Annotated in this window: 4 protein-coding genes; all 4 read right to left on the bottom strand. The window is 58.8% G+C overall.

What is annotated here, in order from left to right:
* Window positions 1-222 precede the first annotated feature (222 nt).
* Window positions 223-618 (bottom strand): hypothetical protein, encoded by a 396-nt coding sequence (locus EKH80_RS17045; protein ID WP_126685989.1) that lies wholly within the window; start codon window positions 616-618, stop codon window positions 223-225.
* On the bottom strand, window positions 618-19,400 hold the full coding sequence (locus tag EKH80_RS17050) for a LysM peptidoglycan-binding domain-containing protein (protein ID WP_126685990.1): 18,783 nt from the start codon (window positions 19,398-19,400) through the stop codon (window positions 618-620). Before EKH80_RS17050 ends, EKH80_RS17045 begins: the two co-directional genes overlap by 1 nt.
* A gap of 183 nt (window positions 19,401-19,583) precedes the next feature.
* Entirely contained in the window at window positions 19,584-21,833 is a 2,250-nt protein-coding gene (locus EKH80_RS17055; protein ID WP_126685991.1) for a glycoside hydrolase family 20 protein, read from the bottom strand.
* 219 nt (window positions 21,834-22,052) lie between these two features.
* Window positions 22,053-25,097, bottom strand: coding sequence for a TonB-dependent receptor domain-containing protein (locus EKH80_RS17060; RefSeq protein WP_126685992.1), 3,045 nt, complete (start codon window positions 25,095-25,097; stop codon window positions 22,053-22,055).
* Between the last annotated feature and the right edge of the window lie 61 nt (window positions 25,098-25,158).

The following is a 25,158-nucleotide window of genomic DNA, read 5'->3' on the forward strand; positions in this document are numbered from 1 at the left end:
CCTTTCCGCAGAGGAAAGCTCGACGCACGCAGCGGGAAACGCAGTGAAAGAAGCCGGCAGGCGCAGGATCGACGAGTTGACGGCGTGGGTACGTTATAGCCCCACGCTACTCCCCACCGCGAGCCGCCAATATCAGTCATTGGCGCTTACGCTCGCCGGCGAAGGAGCAATTCATGGGTGTCCCAGATCCCCCGACCTCCCCAGACCTTTCCGTTTCGATCATCAAATTACGCGATACTCCCCAGCATCCAGATCGTCCGCACGCAATGTAATCTGCTTGCCCTCCAATCCAGGAGAAATCAGAATCATTGCATAAGGATTATCATCCGAAGATGGGAACAAGCACACAGAATTCGCGACAGTCGCAAACCGCGATGCAGCCACCATCGGATCAGTCAAAATTTCAAAGCAATGGTACTCAATCGATAAATGAAGCCTGTAGTCGCCGCCAGCATCGGTGCGCATACACAAGACTTTTATTTTGGCTGACGTCTCCGCCTCCGGATACCCATCAACAACTTCAATATTTTCCTCAGGCAATTCAAAGGACAAAGATAGTGCCTTTCTTACCTCAGACAACGAAAGCTCACTCTTCACAATCAGATCAAATCCAGCCATTACTGATTTAACCCCCATACCTCAAGAGCACTCGTTCTCGCAGCCTCGCTGATCTTCATACTATTTAATATTTCCTCAGCACGCATTGTACTGCCAAATTTATTGTATACACCAAGCGCCTTGAAAGCACCACGATCCAACGTGTAAAAGCCCTCGCCCGACTCAGGATACAAGGTCCCGTCGTGATAGCCATACGCTCGACCATTAACCGAAATTGTATTTCCCTGTACATACCCTTGACCATTGCGAATTGCAGCCACGTCACCCGCCACGTCTACCGAGGGGTCAATGACTGTATTCCTCTCCTTCGCCAAAGTTTTCTGGTTGATTGAGCTTAAGAAATGCCTACGATTTGGTGCCTTAAGACCTTTTAGCCATTCTGATTCTTCAAGCTTAACCAACGGAGTCCTTGTCTCAATAGGCGGCCCAGAGTTGAGTCGTCCAGGAGACCTATCCAGATAGATCGGTGACCGCAACTTATAGGTACCCGTTGCCGCACGCACAAGCACGCCCTGCCGTCCGGCGGTCACTGTACCGCGAAGCACTGAATTGGGCGACGGCACTCTTGCCAGCGGTGTAAGTGCACCACCAAATCCTAGGAAGCTGTCAAGTCCCTCCTGAAATGCGTACAGCCTGTTCATCGTCGCATCATCAGGGTTCGAGTCAAGCGAGGCTTGCGCCAAATGTTCAGCCATCTTGCTCGCGTGGAAGGGTGCGTTCAGGGCTCCCTCCCACACTAGATTCATTCCCTGCAAAGGACTGGAAAGGAGAGCCGCAGCGCCACTTATTAGACGATCTCCAATCGGCGCATTTGGATTGCGCGCCATATCGATGGCGTCGTGGAACGTCCTGTCAATAAAATTAGGCGGGACGTACTGCCAGGTATCGACGGAACTTTGATCAGGCGACTGGCTCGGACGCGTAGGTAGCACGGGCTGCTGCCTGATCATGTCCATGATCATCTGATCTCGCTCTGGCACCTTAAATGGGGCCAAAATTGCTTCCATCCGAGCCTGCTCGCTTGCCGACACCGATTGTGGATTTACCGATACGACCGGCAGTTGTCCTAAAACATCCTTGATGCTGATATTGGGCGCAGTAATGGAGCCGGCCGCGAAATCAATCGGAATATGATTATCCAGTGGAATCTGTGGAAGAGAGGAAGCTCCTGCGGAGTTGGCCGAGTCGGACTCGGCGGAGCTGGATAGATCACTAGACGACGGCGAAACAGTAATGGTTGAAAGTAATTTTGGTGCTAGCGCTGGCGTTGCTGCGAGCGGCACCGCGGGCGGCGCGGCACCATAGGGGATGTTGTTGTTCTGCGCGGCGGTTGCGATGGCCTGAGCTGTCCGTGCTACCAAGTCCGGATCAAACGAATTGTCGCCCTGATTCCAAGACCCGGTTTCTGCATCGTAAGCCTCATTAGCCGCAATGATGGAGCCGGGATCGACGACCGTACTCCCCTGGTCGGCGGCGACGTAACGCAGATATGCGATCCAACTATTGTTGTTGTTGCTCTGGTCTAGCACGGGATTGCCAGTGTTTGACGGTGCCGGGTTATACATAGACATACGCCATGCGGGCTCAGGACCAAATCCACCGTGGTCATTGGGCTCTGCATATGGACTGATTGTTGCGGACCCCGCTTCATTGTTGGAAGCTAACTTATCTCCCCCAATCATAAACGCGTTCAATTGCGCATCGGTGTACTTGTCAAGCGAATCAACGGGGGCTGCTCGCCATGAATCGTAGGCCGTTCCGTTAAACGGCATAAAAGTAGCGTCCGATCCACTCCAAGTCGTTCCTGCGCCATCATCGTACAATGCAGCCGCAGTTGAGGTCGCGGAGCCGCCTCCAAGCAGCGGGCCATTCCCTCCTAAAGGAGACTGTTGCGAAGAGTTATTTGCAAAATCAAACTCTGTTTCAGCCGGATTGGCTGCAGATTGGACTGGCGCCATCGTCAAATTCGGCATAACGCCAATGGTTGACGTGAACGGCACGGCTAAAGGTTCAGGCTCAATAGTGAGGTCATCACCGATGTCGAGTCGGCCCAAGTCGATCGGCGGATGGCTCGGACCGGCTTCCGTACCTGTCGTTACTCCACTAGATCCAGACTGCTGCACCTGCTGCGCTTGTTCGCGCTCATACGCTTTTATTCCGAATGCTGCAGTATTGCCTAGCGCGTTCCCTGCCACGTCCACGCCCACCTGCTCCCAACTCGGTACGTGCATATTCCCCAGCGCCACGTTGACTTCGCGTCGCACCACATCACCCACCGCGACACTCGCCACGTTCTCGAAGCCATTTGTGCTGAAGTTGCCCGCCCGCTGCTCAGCAGGTGAAGGACCGAACTCGCCACCCACGGCGTTGGCCAGGCCGTTAGCCACCAAGCCTGCCCAGCTGAAATGTTCCGGCTCGCCAACAATCTTGCCCACAGCATCATCGGCCACGTAGACAGCCGCGCCTTGTACCAATCGCCCGGCAAAGGTCAAACCTTGACCGGCGTCGGCGGCCGCCAAAGCAGTACCATTCAAAGCCTCGCCTACGCCCTCCGCCACACCGGCCGATACCGCAGCCATGGCCAGCTCGCCCAGGCTGATGCCGTGATGCACGCCCAAGGCATCACCCACCAGCTGGCCGACAAGACTTCCGAGAATCGCGCCGCCAACGCCACCGGTCATGACCGAGACGACCACCATCACGGCGATCATAATGATCTGTCCAAGTACTCCGCATCCATGGCCACTCGCCGGCGGAGGCGGCGGCATGATCGTCGGCAAGTTCGGCGTGGTACTACCAACAATGCTGCTAGGGTCATACGGCTTGAACGTCGTCGCACTATTGCTGTGCATCGTCACCGCTGGAATTTGCAGCCGCTGTCCCAGCACCAGGTTCGTGTCGCCGCTCAGGTCATTCGCCTGCGCAAGCACGTACCAAAGGTTCGCGTTGCCGTATTCGGCTTGCGCAATGCTCTCCAGCGTGTCGCCGGTTTGCACGACGTAGCTGTTGGGGCTGTCGTTGTTGTTGCTGAATGCCGTCACCTGGTCCAGCACGTCCAAGGTGCCAGCATTGTCGAAATGAGCCAGCTGCTGGCCGTTGACGTAGGTGTAGTGCTGCACTTCCTGGTTGGGGTTGCTGCCCAGGTTCAGCGTCGTACCGCCCGTGGCCGTGCCGTCTTCGCGTTCGATGATTTGGCCGCTGCCGTTGTAGGCGAATACATGCACAGTGTCTGCGATATTGCCGTAGGGATCTTCATTGTGCTGTTCCAGCGCCACTTCGTTGCCGCGACTGTTGTAAACAGTCTGGTCCGTGGCGGGCTGAACGTTTGTGGTGTTGGAAGTGCCGCTGGTAGTCGCCTGCAGGTAGCCGTCCTTCTTCAGGTAGTTCACCTGGTACTGGTCTACCCGCCCTTTGTTGTCCCGATACTGGTAGGCCGCCACGTCGCCGTCGGCGCTGTAGCCGCTGGTGCCATTGGGGCCCTGGTACACCACTTCGCTTTGCAGCGCCAAGCTGCCGTAGGTGGTCGCATCCGGGCTCGGCGTACCGGTGGGAATCGGGCTGGTGGTGCCATTCCAGCCGCTGGGCGTGTTGAACGTCTGCGACTCGGCCATTCGGCCCACGAGATCGTAGAAGTTGACGGTGGCGCTTTCCAGTTCGCCGCCCACGTTCACTGGGCCATTGTTGTACTGAATGGTGGCGCCCAGCTCGTAGTACGTCTGGGTGATCAACGCGTGGCCATCGCCGTCGTAGGTGGTGGTTTTTTCTACACCATTGTTGGCCGAGCCACTGGTGACATCGACCGCGTAGTCGGTTTCAATCAGCTGGTTCAACGCGTTGTAATGTTGCAATTGCGACATCGTATCGCCACCACTGCTCTTGGTGACGATTTGTATGACGTTGCCGTTGGCGTCATAGGCGTTCTCGTACGAGCCGGTGCTGCCGGTGACCACAATCTGGCTGCTCTGCAGCGCACCATCGGCGACAAGCACGCGATTGTCGCCGTCATAGGTGTACCACGCGTCCTGCGTAGTGCCATTGCTGGTGGCCTTGACCTCACGGCGGTTGCCGGCGGCGTCGTAGCTGAAGTTCTCCTGCAACATCGTCGCACCGGTGACTACGTTTGTCTCGGTGACGCTGCTGACGCGGTTATGGCCGTCGTAGCTGGTTTGCGTGACAGTATGAACCGTGTTGTTGTTGCCATCGACGGTGGTGTCTTCCTCGCGAATCAGATTGCCATTGGCGTCGTACTGATAGCTGTAGCTGGAGCCATCGGAGAACGCTTCCGTGGCGATTTGGCCGTCGGCATAGTAAGTGAGCGTTTCACTGTTGGGTGTATTAAGTGGTGCGGTGACATAGCTCGGCGCCACCTGGCCTTGCGCGGCAGGCGACCAGTTGTCGCTTTCCGCGATCTGCGCGCCGGTATTCGTATCGTAGGTATAGCTGTAGTTCGCGCCGCTAAGGTCGGTGTGCTGCGTGACCTGGCCGTACGCGTTGTACTGCCAGCTTTCGGTGTTTCCGTCAGCGGTCGTTTCGCTGATCAGGTTGCCGTCCATGTCGTAGACATACGTATCCTGCACCACGCCCGTAGGTATCTGCGGCACGTATTGGTAATTCCATTGCACGCTTTCGACCGAGACCGAGCCAATGCCATTGGCGGTGCCAATGACAGCCAGCGATGCATAGGCGGCGCCGGCGGGTGCCGTAGCGGTGATGCTGGAAGTTTCCCAAGCACCCTTGTGGTCATTGTTGACCAGGTTGCCGGTATCGGTCTTGATCAGGTTGCCGTTGGCGTCGTACCAGTTGATCGCCACCAGGCCACTGGCCGCGGCGCCCTGCGGCGCCAGGTAAAGGCTCAGCCGCATCAAGCCACTAATGGTTTGTCCCGGCACCACCGGCACGCGGTCCTGGTTGACCATGCTGGCACTACCATTGCCGCCGTAGCTGGCCTCCCAACCACTGTTGGCGTTGCTGGCCGGGTGAATGGTCCAGCCGTTGGTATTCCAACCCACGTTGCCTTGCGCAAAGTCGGAGTTGGTCACCTGATCGGTAAAGCTGCCGCTGGGCAAGGTGATTACCGAACTGCCGTTGCCCAGCCCAAGGCTGGTGATGTAGGCCGGTGGCTCGTAATTCCAGGATACGCCGGAACAATAGACGGTGGAATCGGCAAGATTGTAGTTGGTGCATGCGATACCGATAGCCGCATACGCCGCACCCGCTGGCGCTGTGGCGGTAAAGGTGGAGGTACCGACGCCACGCCCGGCAGAGACGATGTCGCCATTGTACGTACCTTGCAACGCGTTGCCGTTCGCGTCGTAAAAAATGATTTGTACCGCGCCACCGCCGTGACTGCCCACCACCACGAATTGCGCGCTTGCCGTGATGGCTTGCCCCGCCACTACCGGTACACGGTCAAGGTTCTTCGCCCAGCCTGACCCGTTATTTGGATTGGTGGTACCCGTGAATTCCAGCGACCAGGTGTAAGTCGTCGAAGAGCCGCCCCCAATGGGGGAGACGCCGCCCCCCGAGGAAGTGCCGCCGGAGGAACCGGGTGGCAAAGTGGGGACCGTAGCCCCAGTACTGTCCGTGGTGGTCGCAAAGCTGCCTGCCGCGAACCCCGGATCCATGGTCCATCCGGTCGTGCCGTTCGAAAAATTGGCGTTGGTCGGTGTTTGAGTCCAGGTTCCGGTGCCGTAATTGCCGATGCCGTGGATGGCCGACGTGCTGGCTGCACGCTGCGCTGCATCCTGGCTCCAGATCACCTTGCCCTGGCTGTTGTAGCCATCGTAATTGGCATGCAGCGCTGCATTGGCCAGATCGCCGCTTTGCAAATAGGCGCTACCGATGCCGTCATAGCTGACGATGCGATCGCCGTTCTGATCAAGCACATACGCTTGTTGCCATACAGCCTGGCGCGAACCGCCACCCGTAGCGAGTTCGAACTCACCTGACTGTAGCGTGCGCCCCAGGGCATCGACATTGCTGAAGGTGACGTTGCCGTTGCCGTCCTGCTGGGCGACTTTGTTGCCCAACGCATCGTAGCCCCAGTACAAGACTGCGCCGGCACCATCGGTGCTTTCCGCCTTCTGGCCAAGCGCGTTGTACGCATTCTTGATGACGTTGCCGTTTTCGTCGGTGCTGGCGATCAGATTGCCACTGATGTCGTAGGACGAAGTCTTGATCGGCGTGGCGGCGGCACTTGTTCCGTCCGCGGCGGCTACCGTGACCGATGCTTCGGTTTCGGTAATGACATTGTTGCGCTCGTTGTAGGTATAAGTGGTGATATTGCCCTTGGCATCGGTAGAGCTCAGTACGTTGCCCCAGGCATCGTACGTGGCGTGCAGGATGCCTGCGTTCTCGCCCGTCGTCGCATTGGTGCTCGGCGCCTGTTCGGCCACGATGCGGCCATCCAGGTCCAGCGTATACAGCGTTTGCACTGTACCGCCCACGCTCGCTGCCAGCGGCACGACGTCACTCACCCGCTGGCCGGCCAGGTTGTAGCCGTAGGTGTGTAATTCGCCGGTCTTGGGATCGGTGTAAGTGAGCTTGTTGCCCGCGTTGTCATAGGTGTTTACGACGCTATTGGTGGCGCCATCGCCGCTAGCGGTCACGTCACCGAACGCATCATAGGTCGTGCTGGCCACCTTGTCCGGCGAAGGGATGCCCGTGCGCGAGGTCACGCTAGACGTCTGCTGATTGTTTCCGTCGTATGCATAGGTGGTCGTCACCGTCGTGACGACGTTGTCGTTCCCGGTGAGGGTGTACGACTCGCTAGTCAAGCTGCCGTTGCTGTCATAGGCCATGTATTTGACCTGGGGCGACCGCCAATTCAATCCGGAACTGTCGAGCGGAGTCATCTCCGCCACCACGTGTCCATTGCGGTCATAAAGGTAGTACGTGCTGACGGATTGCGATGAGCCGGTGGAGCTTTGCGTCTGTACCAGTTTGTTGCCGAGCGCGTCGTAGGAGTAACTAACTACCTGCGACGCCAGGGTGTAGAGCGATGCGCTGGCAAGCGTCAATGATGGATTCGCTTCCAGCAGCGCTTGCCAATTACTGACCAGCACCTCCACTTGCGGACCGGTAACGCTGGTGATGCGACCCAAGGCATCGTACGCGGTGGTAACCGTACTGCCGTTCTCCGTTACGGTCGTGAGACGGTTGTCGGCGTCATAGCCATAGGTGGTGGTATCGAAGCCCACCACGGATTGACCTTGTGCATTCACGTACGAGCGCCGGACAGAAACGCTGGTCTTATTGCCGTTGTTGTCGTAAGTGTAATTCGTGACGCGGTCCAGACCCGTGGTAGCTGCATTGCCAGCAGGTGGAAGAGCCGGCGGTGTACCGCCCGCGACAAGACTACTGGCATTGATGGCTGTCGCGTACTGCGTATTGGCAACCAGGTCACCAAACGCGTCGTACGTGTCGGTGGTGACAAAGCCCATGGGATCGACCGTCATGATCCGATGGCCGAGCGCGTCGTAGTAGTTGTAGGTGGTAGCCCAGGCCGCACCCGCCTGCCCGGGCGTGCCCTGCACCAGCACGGATTGGCTGGTAACGTTGCCATAGGCGTCATAGGTGTACTGCGTAACCGGCGAGCCGGTTGACGTAGTACCATCACTCTTGGTGTAAGTGATCACCGGCTCGGTAACGCTGAGCTTGTTGCCCTGGGCGTCGTAGGTCGTCGTGATCGTGCGATCGGCACTCGATGTCACGAGGCCCAAACCCATCAGCGTCATGGTGAGCGGCTGCCCAGGCGACCAATTCGTGAGGGCCGAGACGTCTAGCGGGCTAGCGTAGCGCGTTACGGCTGTCTGGTCCCCATAAGCATCGTAGGTGTAACCCGTGACATAACCGTTGCCATCGACCGCATAGGTCAACCGTCCATCCGCGTCGTACACGTCATAGGCGTAATTGCCCTTGGCATCCTGGCTGATGACTGCTTGATTGAAGGCGCTATAAGTGAAACGGACTGTAGGACGGCTGCCTATGTTGGCGATCAACCCTGTTTGCGGATTGAAAGCACCTGGATCCAATTGGCTTTCAGTGGTGAGATTGCCTGCAGAATCGTAGATGTAACTCGTGCTTCGAGACCGCGAAGTATTGCTGGCGTCCGTTTCCCCGATCAGATTCCCACCGCCATCGTAGCGATAGCTCGTGACTACCGACTCAGTTATCGTCCCTTGGTAGACACCGTTTGCATTGTAACTGGCCACTGCAACGGGCGGCGAGGTCTGCTGGATCAAATTGCCATACGGGTCGTATGCATAGGCCCACGTGTTACCACTGGCATCGGTGTATGACGTCTTCAAGCCGCGCCCGTTATAAGCATAAACCGCCGTTGGGCTAGTACCGCTTGCCTTGCTGAACGTTTCAATGACGTTGCCGAAGGCATCGTAGACATTCTCCGTGCCACGTGTGCCGGTGCTTGTGGAGTTTGCGGTCTGGACGGCCACCGCCACGTCTACCACGCCCCAAGAGGCGGGCTTTGCGATCGGATTGGCGTATTGCAGCGTCCACGTAACACGCCCATCCGCGTCGTACTGCGTCTCCGTCACATTGTTGCCGGCATCGATGCTGTACACCTTGCGGCCCGCTGCGTCATAGACGCTGCGCGTCACATGAACATTTGTGTCGCTGGCAAGATAGAGACTGATTGACGCCGTGCTGGCACCACCTCCCACTTGAGATAGCGGGATCAAGTCGCCGTACTGGATCTGCGCGACGATGTTGCCATTCGCATCGTACTGGATCTGCTTCACCAGTCCGCCAGACTGGCTGTTCAGTGAAGCAACGCTTATAACAAGGCTCGGGCGCCCCTGCTGGTCATAATACGTGTAGGTGATACGTGCGTTGGCGCTGGAATCGCCGACCGACGCCAAGGCCGACGCGACATCGGATGCCTTGGCCGCACCCGCCTGCAGCGCGCTGGCCAGCGCCGCCGAAACGACGATCGGATTGGCGTATGCCAGTGTCTCCGACAACTGGCCGTTCGAGTTGTAGACGTTTTCCGTTACCGCGCCGGTTGCATCAATGCTGTATTGGAGTTTTCCATCGGCGTTGTAGACCGCATACGAAGAACGATCGTCGACACTTGGCGTAATGGCCGCGGCGACGTCTTGGTACGTCGATCCTCCGCTCGTAAGATTGTTCAGCTCATAGTACGGAATCTGGGTAGCGTATTGAGTCGTTCCAACCGCTTGCCCATCGGCGTTGTACCAGGTCTGGGTGGCTGCCCCGTTGGGCGGAATACCGCCGTCACCCGGGATAAACCTTCCGCCAATCGTCGATATGGCATAAACCGGTTCGCCTGCTTCGTCGTAGTAATAGTAAGTGGTGACGAGGCCATCGAACCTTGACGTCACACGGCCGTCAGCGTCGTACGTGTAATCACTTGTTCCAACTTTGCCGGTATCGAGGCTTTCACTAGCCAAGTGTCCCAAAGCGTCGTAACTGTAGGAATTGACTTCTGCATCCGCAGCGGTGTTGGCGTTATCTTTGGAGCTGCTTGACGTAAGCTCATTGAGCTCGTTGTAGACATATGTGGTCTGAATATCCGGCTTTCCGGCATTCTGATCCATGTAGCTGAGATTGCCGTTGCCATCGTACTGATAGTTCGTCACGACGCCGGCCGGATCCGTCTTCGATAGCGTCAGCCCCCGACCATCGTAGGTATACGTGGTCACCAGCTTGAGGCCATTTGGATCGGCGGTCTCGGTCAGCACGCGGCCGGCTGCATCATACGCATAGGTCACCACATTGCCGTCAGCGTCGGTAGCATGAATCAGGTCACCAACGGCATCGTACTGGTTCGACACCGAGCTGCCGTCCGGATTCACCTTCTTGAGTAGGTTTCCGTCAGCGTCGTATTGGTAGCTGGTGGTATTGCCGGCTGCATCCGCTATGGCGATCTTCTGCCCTTCGCGGTTGTACGTCGTAGTGGTCGAGACACCACCTGGGCTCGTCATCGTCAAACTGCGAGCAGTGTCGTTATAGCTGAACGTCGTGACCTGCCCCATCGCGTCGGTGCTACTTAGCACACGGCCATAAGCATCGTAGGAGGTGAAGCTCTCGCGGACTGCCCCTGCCACAACGAGGCTTTGCGTCAACCGCTGATTGAGGTTGTCGTAGCCGTAACTGGTCGTGGCACCGTCGCCATCCGTGTAGGTGACCATGTTACCGAGCGCATCATAGGTCCAATCCTGCGTTCTCAGCAGCGTGATACCCTGACCGCCGCTGCCGGCGACTACTTCATCGACCTCACTGAGCATATGACCCAGGTTGTCGTAGGTGTAGTCGCTGGTCACTCGGTACCAAGCCGTGTCGGCCTTGGAGGATCGATCATTGAAGCCATCGTACGTGTAGGTGAACGTATTGCCGTTTGCGTCCGTCTTCGCGGTGACATTGCCTTCCAGGTCGTAGGTGTAGCCGACCTTGTCGTCCGCATCCGTCCCTTTACCAACAATGGCAGCGACCGCCGCCGCGACGCTGGCCAGGGTGGGTGAATAATTGGTCCCCAGGGATAGGCGAGCCGAATAAGCGACCGTGGAGACGACATCTCCAAAGACGTCGTAATCCTGCTCAGCGACTTCGCCGGAAGAATTCTTTATCCCCGTGCCATCGTCGACACCACGAATGGTGTAGATGAGCCTGTTTTCCGGATCGTAGACGTACCACGTAGTATTGCCGTCGGCATCGGTAGCGGATGCTTTGTTGCCGGCGAGATCGTAAGTGTATGTCGTTACGTTTCCGAGTCCGTCGGTGTAGCTAAGCAGGTTGCCAAAGGCATCGTATTTTGAGCTGGTGGTACGCGCGTCCGCGGTACCAGCCGCCACCGTTTCCTGGATTACGTTGCCTAGATCGTCATAGGCGCGGGTGGTCACCGTACCCTGGTAGTCCTGGGAGGAGACGATTTCACCGTAGCTGTCATAGCCGACAATGGTTTGATGGCTCGCGGTTCCGGCCAGCGCCTGCACCATGGCACTGTAGCTGGCTGAAATGCCCAGGGCTGGCGGCTTCGCATAACGCGTGGTCGTCACGCGATCGTCGTTCAGGTCATAGGTGTATTGCGTGAAGCACCCGTCAGCATCGAGTGTACCGACCCGATTGCCGCGAGCATCGTAATAGTTGGTGGTGACTTGATCTTTCGATGTGCTTGCCGGCAGCAGCTGCGCCAAGGTTTCGCCCGCCGAGGCAGCTACCTTGGTTGCATAGGCCACGGTCTGCGTCAACTGGCCGGCAGCATCGTAGGCATAAGTTGTCAGGTAACCATCGGCATCCAACCTGGCAATGTTATTACCGTTCTTATCGTAGAAATAATTCGTCACCCGGTTGGCGGCAAGGCCGCCGAGATCGACGCCGGTCGTCTGAACAACCCGGGAGTCGCTATCGTAGACATAATTGAGCGTGTCACCATTTTGCGCAGAACCCACTTGAGAGTAGTGCGTCACGGAGGCGATACGACCAAGCGTGTCGTAGCTCGTAACGGTTGACCTGTCGTAGCCAGGTGCCGCCGCGGGTGGATACAGCAACTTTTGGGTGACCTTGCCGTTAACCAACCAGCCCGAAGTGGACAACTTGGTGGAATACGCCGTCTCTTGGGTCACCCGCCCGAGAGCGTCGCGAGTGTATGTCACCACGGCCCCCAAGGCGTCCACCGTAGCAATCACTCGACTATTCGCATCATAGAAGGTGTAGCTGGCTTGACCGTTCGGATCGACCTCGGCAACCTTATTTCCGGCCGCGTCGTAAAAATACTGTGTAGTACGCGTCGTTGCAGCGGCATTCAACTGGGCAACGGCCTGGGCGATCGATGCCGTTGTCGACCCTGCGCCGAGATCCGCCATGGGAAGCGGTACGCCATAGACGATGTCAGCAACCACTTGGCCGACTGCGTCATATTGCGTTTGACTGACGACTCCCGCCAGCACTCCGTTGACCATATTGGGCGTAACGGTGTAGACCACGCGGCCATCGGCATCGTAATAGCTGTAGCTCGTACGTGCCGTCGAGTCACTGTTCCCAGCCTGTTGCAAAGCGCCCTGCATATCGGGCGCCCGTGCGGTGCCCGCCTGAAGCGCTGAGACAAGCGTCCCGCTCAACACTATGGGCGTCGCATAAGCAAGCGTTTCGGCCACCTGACCTAACGTGTTGTAGCGCGTCTCAGTCACATTGCCCATGGGGTCGACATGAAAGTTCGGCTGTCCGTCGGCGTTGTAAACGTCGTAGCTCACGGCATCCGAACCTGTCGCCGCACTGGCGGCCAACGACGCTCCTGCGCCAAGAGCCTGGGCCGTGGTATCGGTATTGAGGCCGGTCAAGCTGCTGGAACTGACCAGGTTGGCATAGACACGCGTGGAAACAACATTGCCGTCGGCGTCATACCAATACTGCGTTACAGCACTCAGCCCTGAACCGGAGGCACCGGCGGCACTGATGCGGTAGACGACCTCATTGGCCTCGTTATAGATGGTGAAACTGGTGTTTCCGTTCGGATCAGTCGTCGCGATGCGGTTGCCGTTGGCGTCATAGCTGTAGCTTGTCACCAGATCCAAGCCGGTCGGATCGACGATCGACCTGCTCAGGCGTCCCAGACTGTCATAAACGTACTGGGTGGTGCTGGCCACGCTGCTGCCCGCCCCCTGCGTTTCGGTCAGCACCTTCCCATTACCGTCGTACGTATAGGTCGTGGTTTGATTCAAGGTGCCGGTGCCGGCATCCTGCGCCTTGCTCAATACATTGCCAGCAGCGTCGTAGGTGAACTTGGTCGCCGTCCCTACCGGGTCGTAAGCGTATAGTTCGCGCCCCTGGCCGTCATACGTATATGTCGTTTCGTTGTCCAGACCGTTGGGATCGACCTGTTTGTCCACCAACCGGCCATCAGCGTCATACGAGAAGATAACCTCGTTACCGTTCGCGTCCGTGGTAAGAGTGAGGTTGCCGTCGGCGTCGTACTGCCTATGGCTGACATTGCCTAGTGCATCAGTGGTGGTGAGCAACCGCCCATCAGCATCGTAGGTATATTTGGTCGCGTTGCCTCTGCCGTCAGCTACGCTCACGGTGTTGCCATAGGCATCCTTGATGGTGGTGGTGGTGACACCACTGGGCGTGCTTGCCGTGGTGGTGTGCGTGGCGATGTTGTAGCTGTACGTGGTGACGTTGCCCAGTGCGTCGGTCTCGGTTAGCACTTGGCCGAAGGCGTCGTAGGTGGTTTGCGTGGTGCGGGCGGTACCTTGCACCGTCTGGCTGGTCGCGACCTGGCGACCGAGATCATCATACGTAATCGCGACGGTGTTGCCGTTGCCATCGGTACGGCTTATCACGCGGCCGAAAGCGTCGTAAATGGCAGACGTCGTGCGCGCGGCGGGCGTACCTACCCCATCGGTGTCGCTGAGCCGCTCGCCACGGGTATCGTAGGTATAGGTGGTGGTCGTGCTGTTACCGGCATTGAGTGCACTGCCCGGCTGGCTCAGCTGCTGTTGCACCTGGGTCACATCACCGAAGGCGTCGTAGCTGCGGGCCGCTTGGTAGCCGTCGCCATCGGTAACCGTCGCTACCTGACCATCGAGCGTGTAAGTGGTGCTTATGATGGCATTGGCGTCACCATTGACCGTTGCCATGGCCGCTATCGCCGCGGCGATCTGGGTAACGGTAGCCCCTGTGGGATTGAGCGTGCTGCCGCTGTTGGTGCCGGTGGTCAGAATGAGTGACGCAGCGTAGGTGGTGGTGCTGATGACCTCCCCGAAGGCGTTATAGGAGTACGCCGTGACGTTGCCTGAGTAATTCCGATTCATGCCGTTCCCAGTCAGCTGCGGCTGACTCTGGATCGTGTAAAGCACCTTGCCGTCAGCGTCGTAGTAGGTCCAGGCGCTATTGCCATTGGCATCGGAGGCTTCGATGACCTGGCCGAGTGCGTTGTAGACGTAAGTGGTCGTCGCACTCGCCGCATCAGTCGACGTCAGCGTCTCGCCGAACGCGTCATACGTCGCACTGGTGGTGCGCGCCGTGCCCTGCCCGCTGGCCGGCGTAACCGTCGTGCTGAGCACCTGGCCAACGCTGTTATAGGTATAGGTGGTGACGGTGCCATCCACTGCCGTGCGGCTGATGACTTGGCCGTCACCATTGGTGGTGACGTGGCTCGATTCGTTGGTGGTGTTGCTGCCGAGAAGGCCCACCAGCGCGGTCACGCTCTCACTACCCGTCAGTACACCTAACTGCACGCTCGTCAACGCGGTGGTGTAGCGGGTGGTCGTGATGGTGTCGGTGGTTTCGTCGTAGGCCGTGGTGGTGAGGTAGCCATCCGCATCGAACGTGGCAACAACACGCCCTTCCTCGTCGTAGTACGTGCGGAGGGTTTGATCCTGCGCGCTGGTTGTCAGGTCCGCCTGCACCGCGGCGAGCGTGGGGTTGTTGCCCAGGTTACCGAGCTGAGAGCTGGTCAGTGCCGTGGCATAAGCCGTTTGACGGACGACATCACCCGCATCGTCGTAGGCAGTGACCGTAACAAAACCTTGCGCGTCAATGTTTGCGGCAGCTCGCCCATCGGCATCGTAAATCGTCAATGCGGTGCGGTTACCTGCATTATTGGTGAGGTCGGCCTGCAGCGCTGCAAAAGTCGGATGGCTGCCGAGTGCACTGCGCTGTGCAGCGGTCAGTGATGTGGCGTACTGCGTGGTGGCTAGCACATTGCCAGTGCCATCGTACGTGATGGTGGTGACATAGTTGGCCGGATCGATGGTAGCGACGACTTGGCCAGCCGCGTTGTAGATCGTGGTGGTGGTCCGATCGCTGCTACCCGTTGTCAACAATCCCTGCAGGGTGACTACCGTGGGTGTGGCGGCCAAGGTCGCCAGCTGGCTTGTGGTCAACGGCGTGCCATAGTGCACCGTACCAATGACCTGCCCATCGGCGTCACGCGTATAGCCAGTGACGTTGCCATCCGCATCCACACTATAAGCCAACTCATTCTCGGCGTTATATAGCGTGTAGCTGGTATGGCCATTGGGATCCGTAACGCTGGTGGGACGGCCGGCGCTGTCGAACGCATAGGTCGTGGTGCGTCCCGGAATGTTGCCGGCAAGGATGGCTTGCAAAACAGCGGGGGTCGGCGTTGCCTCCAGCAGTGCCATTTGCGCAGTCGTCAGCGGTGTCTTATAAAGCAAGCTTCCGCCGCCCGGCTGGTTGAGGCTGACGAACTCACCGGTCACTGTACTCACCGTGCCATCGGCATTGGTGAAGTAGTGCGTCTCGTAGTTCACCCTCGCATTGACGCTACGGTCCGCGTTGTAGATGGTCAGACTGGTCTGATCGCCACTACTGGCAGTCACCAGCGCTTGCAGCTGTGCCAGGGTGGGTTGACTGCCCAGGGCTTCCAACGCGCTAATCGATACCGGCGTGGCATAGTTTGTGACCCCAACCACTCTGCCTTGCCCGTCAAAAACATCAACGCTGGCAAGTTCCTCGTAGTTCGTGCTGCTTGTGCCATTCGCAAGGGTGGTTGTCACCTTGGTAGGGGTCACCCAGGCCACCATTCCGCCTTGAGCGTTATAGTCTTCCGCAGACTCCAGGTCGCTATTGGATGAAGTGACCAGGGCTTGCGCCTGAGCCAACGTAGCGCTGCTTCCCAACGACGCGACTTGCGATGCAGACAACGGCGTTGCATAAGTGAGCGTCATGGTCTGTTGGCCGACGCTGTTGTTGCTGACTATCGTCAGGTAGTAACCGAACCGCAGGACGCCACCGACGGGCAATACCTGGGTTTGAATGTTTCCCACCGCCCGATTGTTCGCATCAAATACGGTCACAAATGAGAAGTCATCGGCACTGGTCGCGATCAGCGCCTGGATCTGACTGTCGGTGGGAGCGGTTCCCAGCGAAGAAAGCTGTGACGCCGTCAACGGAGTGGCGTAGATCGTATAACCGGTTCTTACCCCTGCGCTGTTGTAGTGGAAGACTTCAAGGTATTCGCCAGGCACCATGGTCCTGATGGTCCCATCCGCATTCTGGCCGATGGCCTTGCCGTCAAGGTAGATCACCTGGCTAAGCGGCTTACCGCTGTTGTCATGCGCAAAGAGCGAGGTTTGATCGGAGCCGCTCGTCGTGATCAAGGCCTGGATTTGCGCCACGGTCGGGCTGCTGCCCAACGCGGACACCTGCGCTGCCGTCAGCGGGGTCGCATAGTGAGTAAGGGCCGTCAGCACTCCCGAACTGGTGGACTGCGAGACCCAGATGAACTCGCCGGCGGCCACTACGCCGGATGCATTCTTGTAAGTGCCGAAGCTGACACCGGCCCTCACGCCCGTCGAACTGCTGTCCACCGCGTTCAACGTGGTCTGGTCGTTCGCGCTGGATGTCAGCAACGCCTGCAGTGCCGACAGCGTCGGCGTATTACCCAGCGTGTCCAACTGCGCGACGGTCAGCGGCGTAGCGTAACGAATGGCCTGGGTCGCAGTGGCCTGGGTCGTCACCAGCTCTCCCGTGACGGCCGCCGTACTGCCATCGGGGTTGGTGAAGTTATAAGTCCCGTACTGCACCTGGGCCTGCTGCTGGCCGTTGCTGGCGTAGATCGTCAGGTTGATCTGGTCGCTGGCGCTGGTGGCCAGCATCGGCTGCAACGTGGCGGCGGCGGGCGAAGCGGCGAGCTGGGCCATTTGCGCGGCAGTCAAGGGCATGGCGTACAGCCTGGAATACAGCACTGCGTTGTTCTGCGCGCTCCGAACCGTGGTCGTTACGAACTCGCCTTCCATCCACTGGCCGGTGCCGTCCGAATGCGTGATGTAGTAGCTCTGGTAGGCGATGCTGGCGGTGGTGGTCGTGGTCGACGTGGACCCTAACGATATGGCCAGACTGGTGCGTGTGATGGACGTCGATGGACCGCTGGAGGCGGTCGATGACGACTGCGTACTGCTAATCAGCTGCCCGGCACTGTTGCGCACCTGCGTGGTGGTCAGGCCGTTAGCCTGCATGATCATCAAGGTGTCGTTACTACCATTGTCGACATAGACGTAGCTGGTGACGTTGCCCAGCGGATCGGTCTTGCTGATCATTCTTCCCATGCCATCGTACGCATAGGTGGTGGTCTGCAGGGTGCTGCGGCTGGCACCGGTCTCGGTGCTGGCTTGCAAGAGACGCCCTTGCACGTCGTAGGTCGTGGTGGTGATGACGGTACCGTTCGTCAGCACGCCCACGCCACTGCTATTGACGGTGTCGTACTGGGTCTGAGTGGCCAGCTGGCCGCGCACGTCGTAGACATAGTCGGTGCGGGTGCTTTGACTCAAGGTGTTTTGGACGGCCGTGCTTTGCACCCAGGTTTGCAGTTGCGCCAAGGTCGGCGGGCTGCTTGGGCTGTTGCTGCTGGTGCTGTAGGTGGCGCCCAGGTATTGACGCGTGGTGGTCAGTTCGCTGAGACCGTTGACCGTGCTGTAGTCGTGCTCGGTGACCGCGCCCAGGGCGTCGATGCTGTAGGCCAGCTGGTTGGTGGCGTTATAGACGTAATAGCTGGTCTGCGCGCTGCTCGGCGCCACATAAGCGCTCTGCCCCACTACACCTTGGGCCGGCACGGTATACGTGGTCTTGCTGGTGATCTGTTCGGCCGCATTGTAGGTGTAGCTAATCGTGTTGCCGGCGCCGTCTTCCACGCTGAGCAGGTTGCCGTTGGCATCGTACACATGCGTGGTGACCGCACCGTTCGGATCAGTGCTGGTCAAGAGGTTGCCGTTGGCGTCGTAAGTGTAGGTGGTGGTAGACGAACTGCCATTGACCGCCGGGGCGATCACGCTGGTCAGTTGGCCCTGGGCGTTGGTCTGATACGTGGTGGCATCACCCAGACCATCGGTGACGGTAGTGCTGTGAGTGCCGTAGCTCAGCGCGATGGTTTGGGCGGCACTGCCGCTGCCGGTCGTGACACCGGTCACTTGGTACACCCCCTGCGCATCCTGCGTATAGGTATAGCTGACCGTGGTGCCGTCACTCTGGGTAACACTGCTGATCAGATCCGTGGTGCCCTGATACGTGTAGGTGGAGGTGTAGCTGGCCGTCGTGCTGCTGTCGGTGTCCGACGCCAATGTGGTGGTGACGCTGGTAAGGCGGCCCTGGCTGTCGTAGCCGTAACTCACCGCTTGGCGGGTCACGGCGGTGCTTTGGCCCGGCGGGATCTCCTGGATCGACAGACTGATCAGCTGGTGGCTGGTGTTGTAGCCGAATAGCAGCGTATCTCCGTCACTGGCCATGATCTGACCCAGCTGGCCATTGCTGTAGCTGAAGCTGTAGCTGGCACCACTGCCCGTATTGGTCAGGGCGGTGAGCTGACCGGTGGCGTTATACATTTCCTGGAGGCTGTCGGTGGAGTCGGTCCAGGTCCAGGTGGAGGAGGTGGCATTCCAGCTGAGGGTGTCGACGGCGCCGTTTTGGGCGGTGCTGACATAGACGCCAAGGGTGGCGTTGAAGGTGTAGACGACGCTGGAGCCGTCATCGCCGGTGCGGGTGATGGTGCTGCCGGCAGTGTTGAGCGTGCCGGTGAGGCCGCTGAGGTTGCGACTGAAACCGTAGCTCCAGCCGCTGCTGCTCAACTGGCCCAGGCTGTTGTAGGTGCGCAGCACGTTGAGCGGCAGGCCGTCGAACAACAGCCCTTCGTCGGCGCTCTGCAGGACCAGGTTGCCGGTGGCGGTATTGACATAGCCGCGATTGCCGGCCTGACCTAGCGAGGGCGAGCCTCCTTGCGATTGGCCTAGCTGCGTCAGCGAGGTATTGCCAAGGCCCAGACCATTGCCCGCGATCACTGCGACCATTGCGTTGCTCCCGAATTGAATGAAGCGGGCCGCCACCGCGGCGACCGTATTCGGGAGTACTAATCTGGGATCTAGGGGAAAAGTTTAGGGCCGAAGACCATGACTAACGGCATGGTCTTGCGTAAGCTTCATGAAAGATGATGGCTTCTCGATGCCGCTTCCGGGATGACCATCCCAGCCCACCTACTGCACTAACACTTCATCGGCAAACAACCAGGTGTTCTTCGCGCCGTCCGGAAACTCCGCCGGCACGGTCTTGTGCTGCGTCGCCTTGATGCGGATGTATCGCGCGGTAATTGCCTGCTCCGAATGAAAGCGCAACGCTTGTTTGTGTGCGGGAGCAGCCAGGTCAATGCTCAAAGTATTGCCGTAGAGCTTCGTCCAATGCTGACCGTCGGATGACACTTCATACGTGACCTCCTCGGGAAGCAGGATGCGTGAATTGGGCTCGAACAGGAAGCCCGCTTCGATCGTATGGATGCCTGTATCTTTCTGCAGGTCGATCGTCGCGTCCAGATCGCTGTCATGCCACGCTGACCAGCGGCCGTCATGAAAATCCGTGCTGCCGACTACACCATCGACAAGCGCATCGCTCGGCGCGTACTCCTTCGCCGCTGGTTGCGCGAATGTAATGGGATGGCCAGAGGCCAGGTTATCGACCAGCGTAAAGACGGCGGCATTGTCGTACCGCAGACCGTTGCGGAACGGAGTCACTTTCAACGTCCCAGCGTGCGGAATGGTCACGGCATCGTCGAACGACGGTGACTTTGCCGTGGGCTCGGCACCGTTGGTCGTATAGTGGCTGTGCAGATCGTCGAAGCCCCGCTTGGCTTGCAATTGCCAATGGCCATGCGCTGCATCGTAGCTCACGGTATACGTCGCCACGAGCTTGTCCTCAGGTCCGTAAGCCACCTTTTGCGCATCCAGCCAGCGGTACTGCGGCTTAAGACGCTGCTCGAAATCCGCATAGGCGGCAGCGTCGTGCTTGCCTGTCCAAAGATTTTCCGCCAAGGCGAGCAGACGCGGATAGGTCTTGGATTCGGCGTTGTAGGGATTGGCACGTTCGCTCCACAGCGGTGCATCGCCGCCCAGAATCTGCGCGCGATGCTCGGCAAAAACCTGATCATCGTCCGGTGTGCCTGGCGACGCAGGGCTGGTGATATCGGTGTGATAGATGCCTTCGACGGTCAGCACGTCCAGCGGCGCATCCAGATAGAACGGGCCGGCCATGACGATGCGATTGCCGTTGAGCAGCGCCTTGCGCATCACGCCATTGCCGAGCCACATGCGCCAGACTTCCACCACGGCGTTCTTGTCCGCACCACCCTCCAGGATCTCGTCCCAGCCGATCATGGTCTTGCCCTTGTCGGCAAGATAGTTCTGCATGTGCTTGATGAAGTAACTCTGCAGCCCGTCCTCATCCTTGAGGCCCTGCTCGCGCATCAAGGCCTGGCAGGCATCGCAGGCTTTCCAACGATCTTTCGGCGCTTCATCGCCGCCGATGTGCACGTACGGCGAGGGGAACAAAGGCATGGCCTCGTCCAGCACGTTCTGCAGGAACGTGAAGGTGCGAGGGTTGCCCACGCAGTAGATGTCTTTGAACACACCCCACGTGGCGGGCACGGTGAGCGGCTGTTGAGTACAGGAATATTCCGGATACGAGGCCAATGCCGCCATGCTGTGCCCGGGCATTTCGATTTCCGGAACCACGGTGATGTTGCGTAGCCGTGCATAGTCCACGATATCGCGCGCTTCGGCTTGCGTGTAATAGCCGCCGTAGCGGCTGCCGTCGGCCTCGGTGCGCCAGGCGCCGACTTCGGTGAGCTTGGGATAGCGATTGATCTGCAGGCGCCAGCCCTGATCCTCGGTGAGATGCCAGTGAAAGGTATTGATCTTGTAGTAGCTAAGCAGGTCGAGCTGTTTCTTGATGAAGGAAACCGGATAGAAATGCCGACCGACATCGAGCATGAATCCGCGGTAGCTGAACTCCGGCGCGTCTTCGATGCGCACTACGGGAATCTGTACCGATGCCGCATGCTCCAGTGGCAGCAGTTGGCGCAGCGTCTGCACGCCCCAGAACAGGCCTTGGTCGCTGGACGCCTGGATGATTACGCCACTCGGCGTTACCGAGAGCCGATAAGCTTCCTCGCCTTTAATCGTAGGATCGATGGCCAGCACGATGCCGTGCGCATGCTTGCTGCGCGACAATTCGATCCCCGTCTGCGTGCGGATCGCCTCACGTAGAAAAGCGGATATATCCGCAGCGCGCGCCCCTTCAGGGGCGTCGATGCCGATCTGCGCATCGAGGCGGTAACTCCCCTCCCCTGCTTCCATCTGCTGCGGCTTCGGGATGATGCTGATTTGCGCCATCGCCGACGTACTTGCCAGAACGATGGGCAGCGCCAGGCACCAGGCCAGGAGGGGTTTGAACATGATGAGACTCCCTAACTGTCATGCAGCTGTCGAAAGGCACGCCTTTCCTCATGTTCGTCATTCCCGCGAACGCGGGAATCCATTTTTAAGGATGCATCAGAGCAAGATGGATTCCCGCGTTCGCGGGAATGACGAACATGAGGCTAGGCAACGCTCTTGACAACTCTTGCATTGCTTCAAAAAAAGAGCCCGGCTTTTGGGCCGGGCTCTAGGGTTACATCAGTCGATCTTCCAGTCCAGCGTCGCAAAGATTTCGCGACCGTTGTATTCACTACCGGTCTGCCCGGTCGTGACGAACTCGAAGCCACCCTGGTAGTACGGGATCGAAGAGACCCTGTCGAAGATGTTGTTCACGGTGAGCTTCACCTTGACCTTCGAGTTGATCTGGTAGCCAACCGAAGTGTTCCAGGTGATCCACACCGGCGTATGGCCCTGGTATTCAGTGTCGGCAATGGTCACAGTATTACCGTTGAGGTTCACCTGGCAAACACCGGTGGAAACCGACTCGGTACCATTTTGCACCGTGATCATGCTCGGCTGGACGCCATTGGGCAGCGTATTGCAGCTACCGTAGTTGTTGGCACGCATGCCGCCGTCACGTACACCGGAGACCGACACAGTCCAGGGACCCTTACTCCAATCGGCGATCCACGTCATCCGGCTCGCCACATTGTTGTAGCGGGTGTTCTGCAACTGGTCGGAAGCCAGCACACGCTGCTTGTACGAGAGGTTGTCGGTGTAGTTGATGTTGGCGCGGAAGTTACCGTAATCCTCGGTGTGCAGCTTGTAGTCCAGCGAGGCGTCGATACCGCCCACGTACAGCGAAGCTTCGTTGATAGGGCCAGATTGCTCCGCGGTGATTTGGCCAGCCGCATTGCGCTGAACCATCTGGGTCACCATCTGGCAATACGCCGAACCCGGCACGTGCGCCGTATAGGGAGACACAGCCGATGCACCGTTTGCCTGCAAGCCGGTAAGGCAACCAGCTTCGTCGACCAGCACGGTGCCTGGATCGAGGTACTCGATGGAGTTGTCCACACCCATGTGCCAGTAATCGGCAGAGAACGACAGGCCCTGCACACCCGGAATCTGCCACACGAAACCGTAGGTCCAGGAGTGACCGGTCTGCGGCTTCAACAAGCGGCTGCCTCCCGTGGTCAAGTTGTAGAACTGCGTTTGCGGGCGCTGCGTCTGGCTGCACCACGTGTTGTTGGCCTGGCCAGCCTTGATGGCGTTGATACACTGCAAAGGATCGAGGTAATCACCAATCGGCGAAGTGGAGCCGGTCAGGTAGATGGCCTGCATGTCCGGCGCCTTGAAGTTGGTGCCGTAGCTGCCGCGCAGCAGCAGCCCTTCATACGGACGCCATTCAAGGCCGGTATTCCAGGTACGGGCGATGTCGGCGCGACTGGCATCATGATACTTGTCCAGGCGGCCGGAGATGGTCCAGGTCACCGAATCCAGCAGCGGTACGCGGAACTCATTGCCAAACGAATAGCGTTGGCGGGTGCCGCCGCCGGTGAGATACGCGCCGAACGGGTTCTGGAAGTCGTTGTTGACACCACGCGCATCGGGCGAGAGCAAGAAGCCGTTGTGCGCGGCTTCCGCCACCGCCGCCCAGCCTATCGACTCTTCACTCACCCACGGGAGCTTGAAGAGGTCGCCGTTGATGCGGAACTGCACCTGGTCCAGCCATGACGAGGAGGTGTTCTCGCCGTTGACCGCGAACTGGCTGTATTGCTGCGGCGTGATCGGGCTCCACCACTGCTGCCAGTTCATGGCGTAAATGGGAATGGTGAGACTGGCTCCACCATTGATATTGCTGTAGCCCGTGACGTTGGTGGTGCCCAGCTGCTTGCCTTGGAAGAAGTTGGTCATCGCATTGATGTCGATGCCCGTGTAGTCCTCCCGCACCGTGTACTTCTGGCTGTTGAGGTTCAAGTCCCAGTTGAACCGACCTTCATCGAAGCTGCCTCGCAGGCCGGTCTGGATGTTCCAGTTTTGCTCACGGTCGTGGGTATTGGCCGCCGTGCCGATTTCCTGCGCAGTCAACTGGCGCACGGCCTGGCTATAGACCTGTCCCGTAGTCTGGTCAAGGAACGGGCCGGTGGCGAATCCGGGCAACTGGGTGTTGGAAATGCCCACCGTGTCATACAGGGCCACCGAGCCATAGAGCTGCAGGCTGCTGTTCTTGAAATCGTACTCGCCAGCCAGGTAAGCGTTGGTGCTGCGACTGCCAGGCGTCAGTACCCAGTTCTGGAACAGGGCAGGCTGCGAACAGTAATAACCATTATCCGTCACGCCGGCGATCTGGGTGCCATTGGTGGTAACGCTGTACGAATGACTCAATTGCGAGTTGGTGAACTTCCCACAAGCACCCGCCGGCGGCGTGATGTACTGGCCATTGCCGTTCTGTGCGGAGAGGGCGATGGCGCTCTGCGAGTCGTACTGATAACCGAACATGCGGGAAGCCGGACTCCAGGAACCGTAGCCGGCATCGGCCACCGAGTCCTGATACGGACGATCCATGCCCCACAACGCGGTGCGGTTGGACTTCTCCACGTTGTAGAGGACGTGCCAGTTTTCGCCGGACTTGCCGCCGAAGAAGTTGATGTCGCCATATTCGCGCCCGCCACGAGTAGCGCCACCGCCAGTGACCTGCACTTCGTCGCCCTGGTAGTTCTTCTTCAGGATCACGTTAATCACACCCGCCACGGCATCCGAGCCGTAGATCGACGAGGCGCCGGAGGCCAGCACTTCGATATGGTCAACCATGCCGATGGGGATGTTGTTGAAGTTCTGGAAGTTGTTCTGCTTGTTCAACGGCTGCGGATAATCCACGATGCGATGGCCGTCGATCATCAGCAGGCTGAAGCCGGGGCCTACATTGCGCAGGTTGACCGAACGTGCATTGACCGAACTGGAACCCCACGAAGCCGGGTCCGATGTCTGCTGGCCCACCTGCGGCAACGAATCCAGGAACTCCCACAGCGTGGTGAAGCCCTGGTCCTTGATCTGCTGGCCGGTGATGGAGACCACGGGAGCCGGCCCCTCCACCTCCACGCGTGGGATCATCGAACCCGTCACGACGACTGCTTTCAGCTCCTTCGCATTCGGGCTGTTCTGCGGCGAATTGCTGGAAGTCGTGCCCTGCTGCTGATCGCCGCCCGCCGTCGTCGACGTCTGCGCAACCGCATACGGCGCAAACAGCGCCAATGCCAAAGAACTAGCCAGTACGCCACGGCGTACGTGAATCGTATTCATCTGTCCCCTCCCGGTGAAAAATGTTGTCTTGCCGCTCCGACACCTGCAAATTCACGTCGAA

It is taken from the genome of Dyella choica, assembly GCF_003977665.1.
In the GTDB taxonomy this organism is placed as follows: Bacteria; Pseudomonadota; Gammaproteobacteria; order Xanthomonadales; family Rhodanobacteraceae; genus Dyella_B; species Dyella_B choica.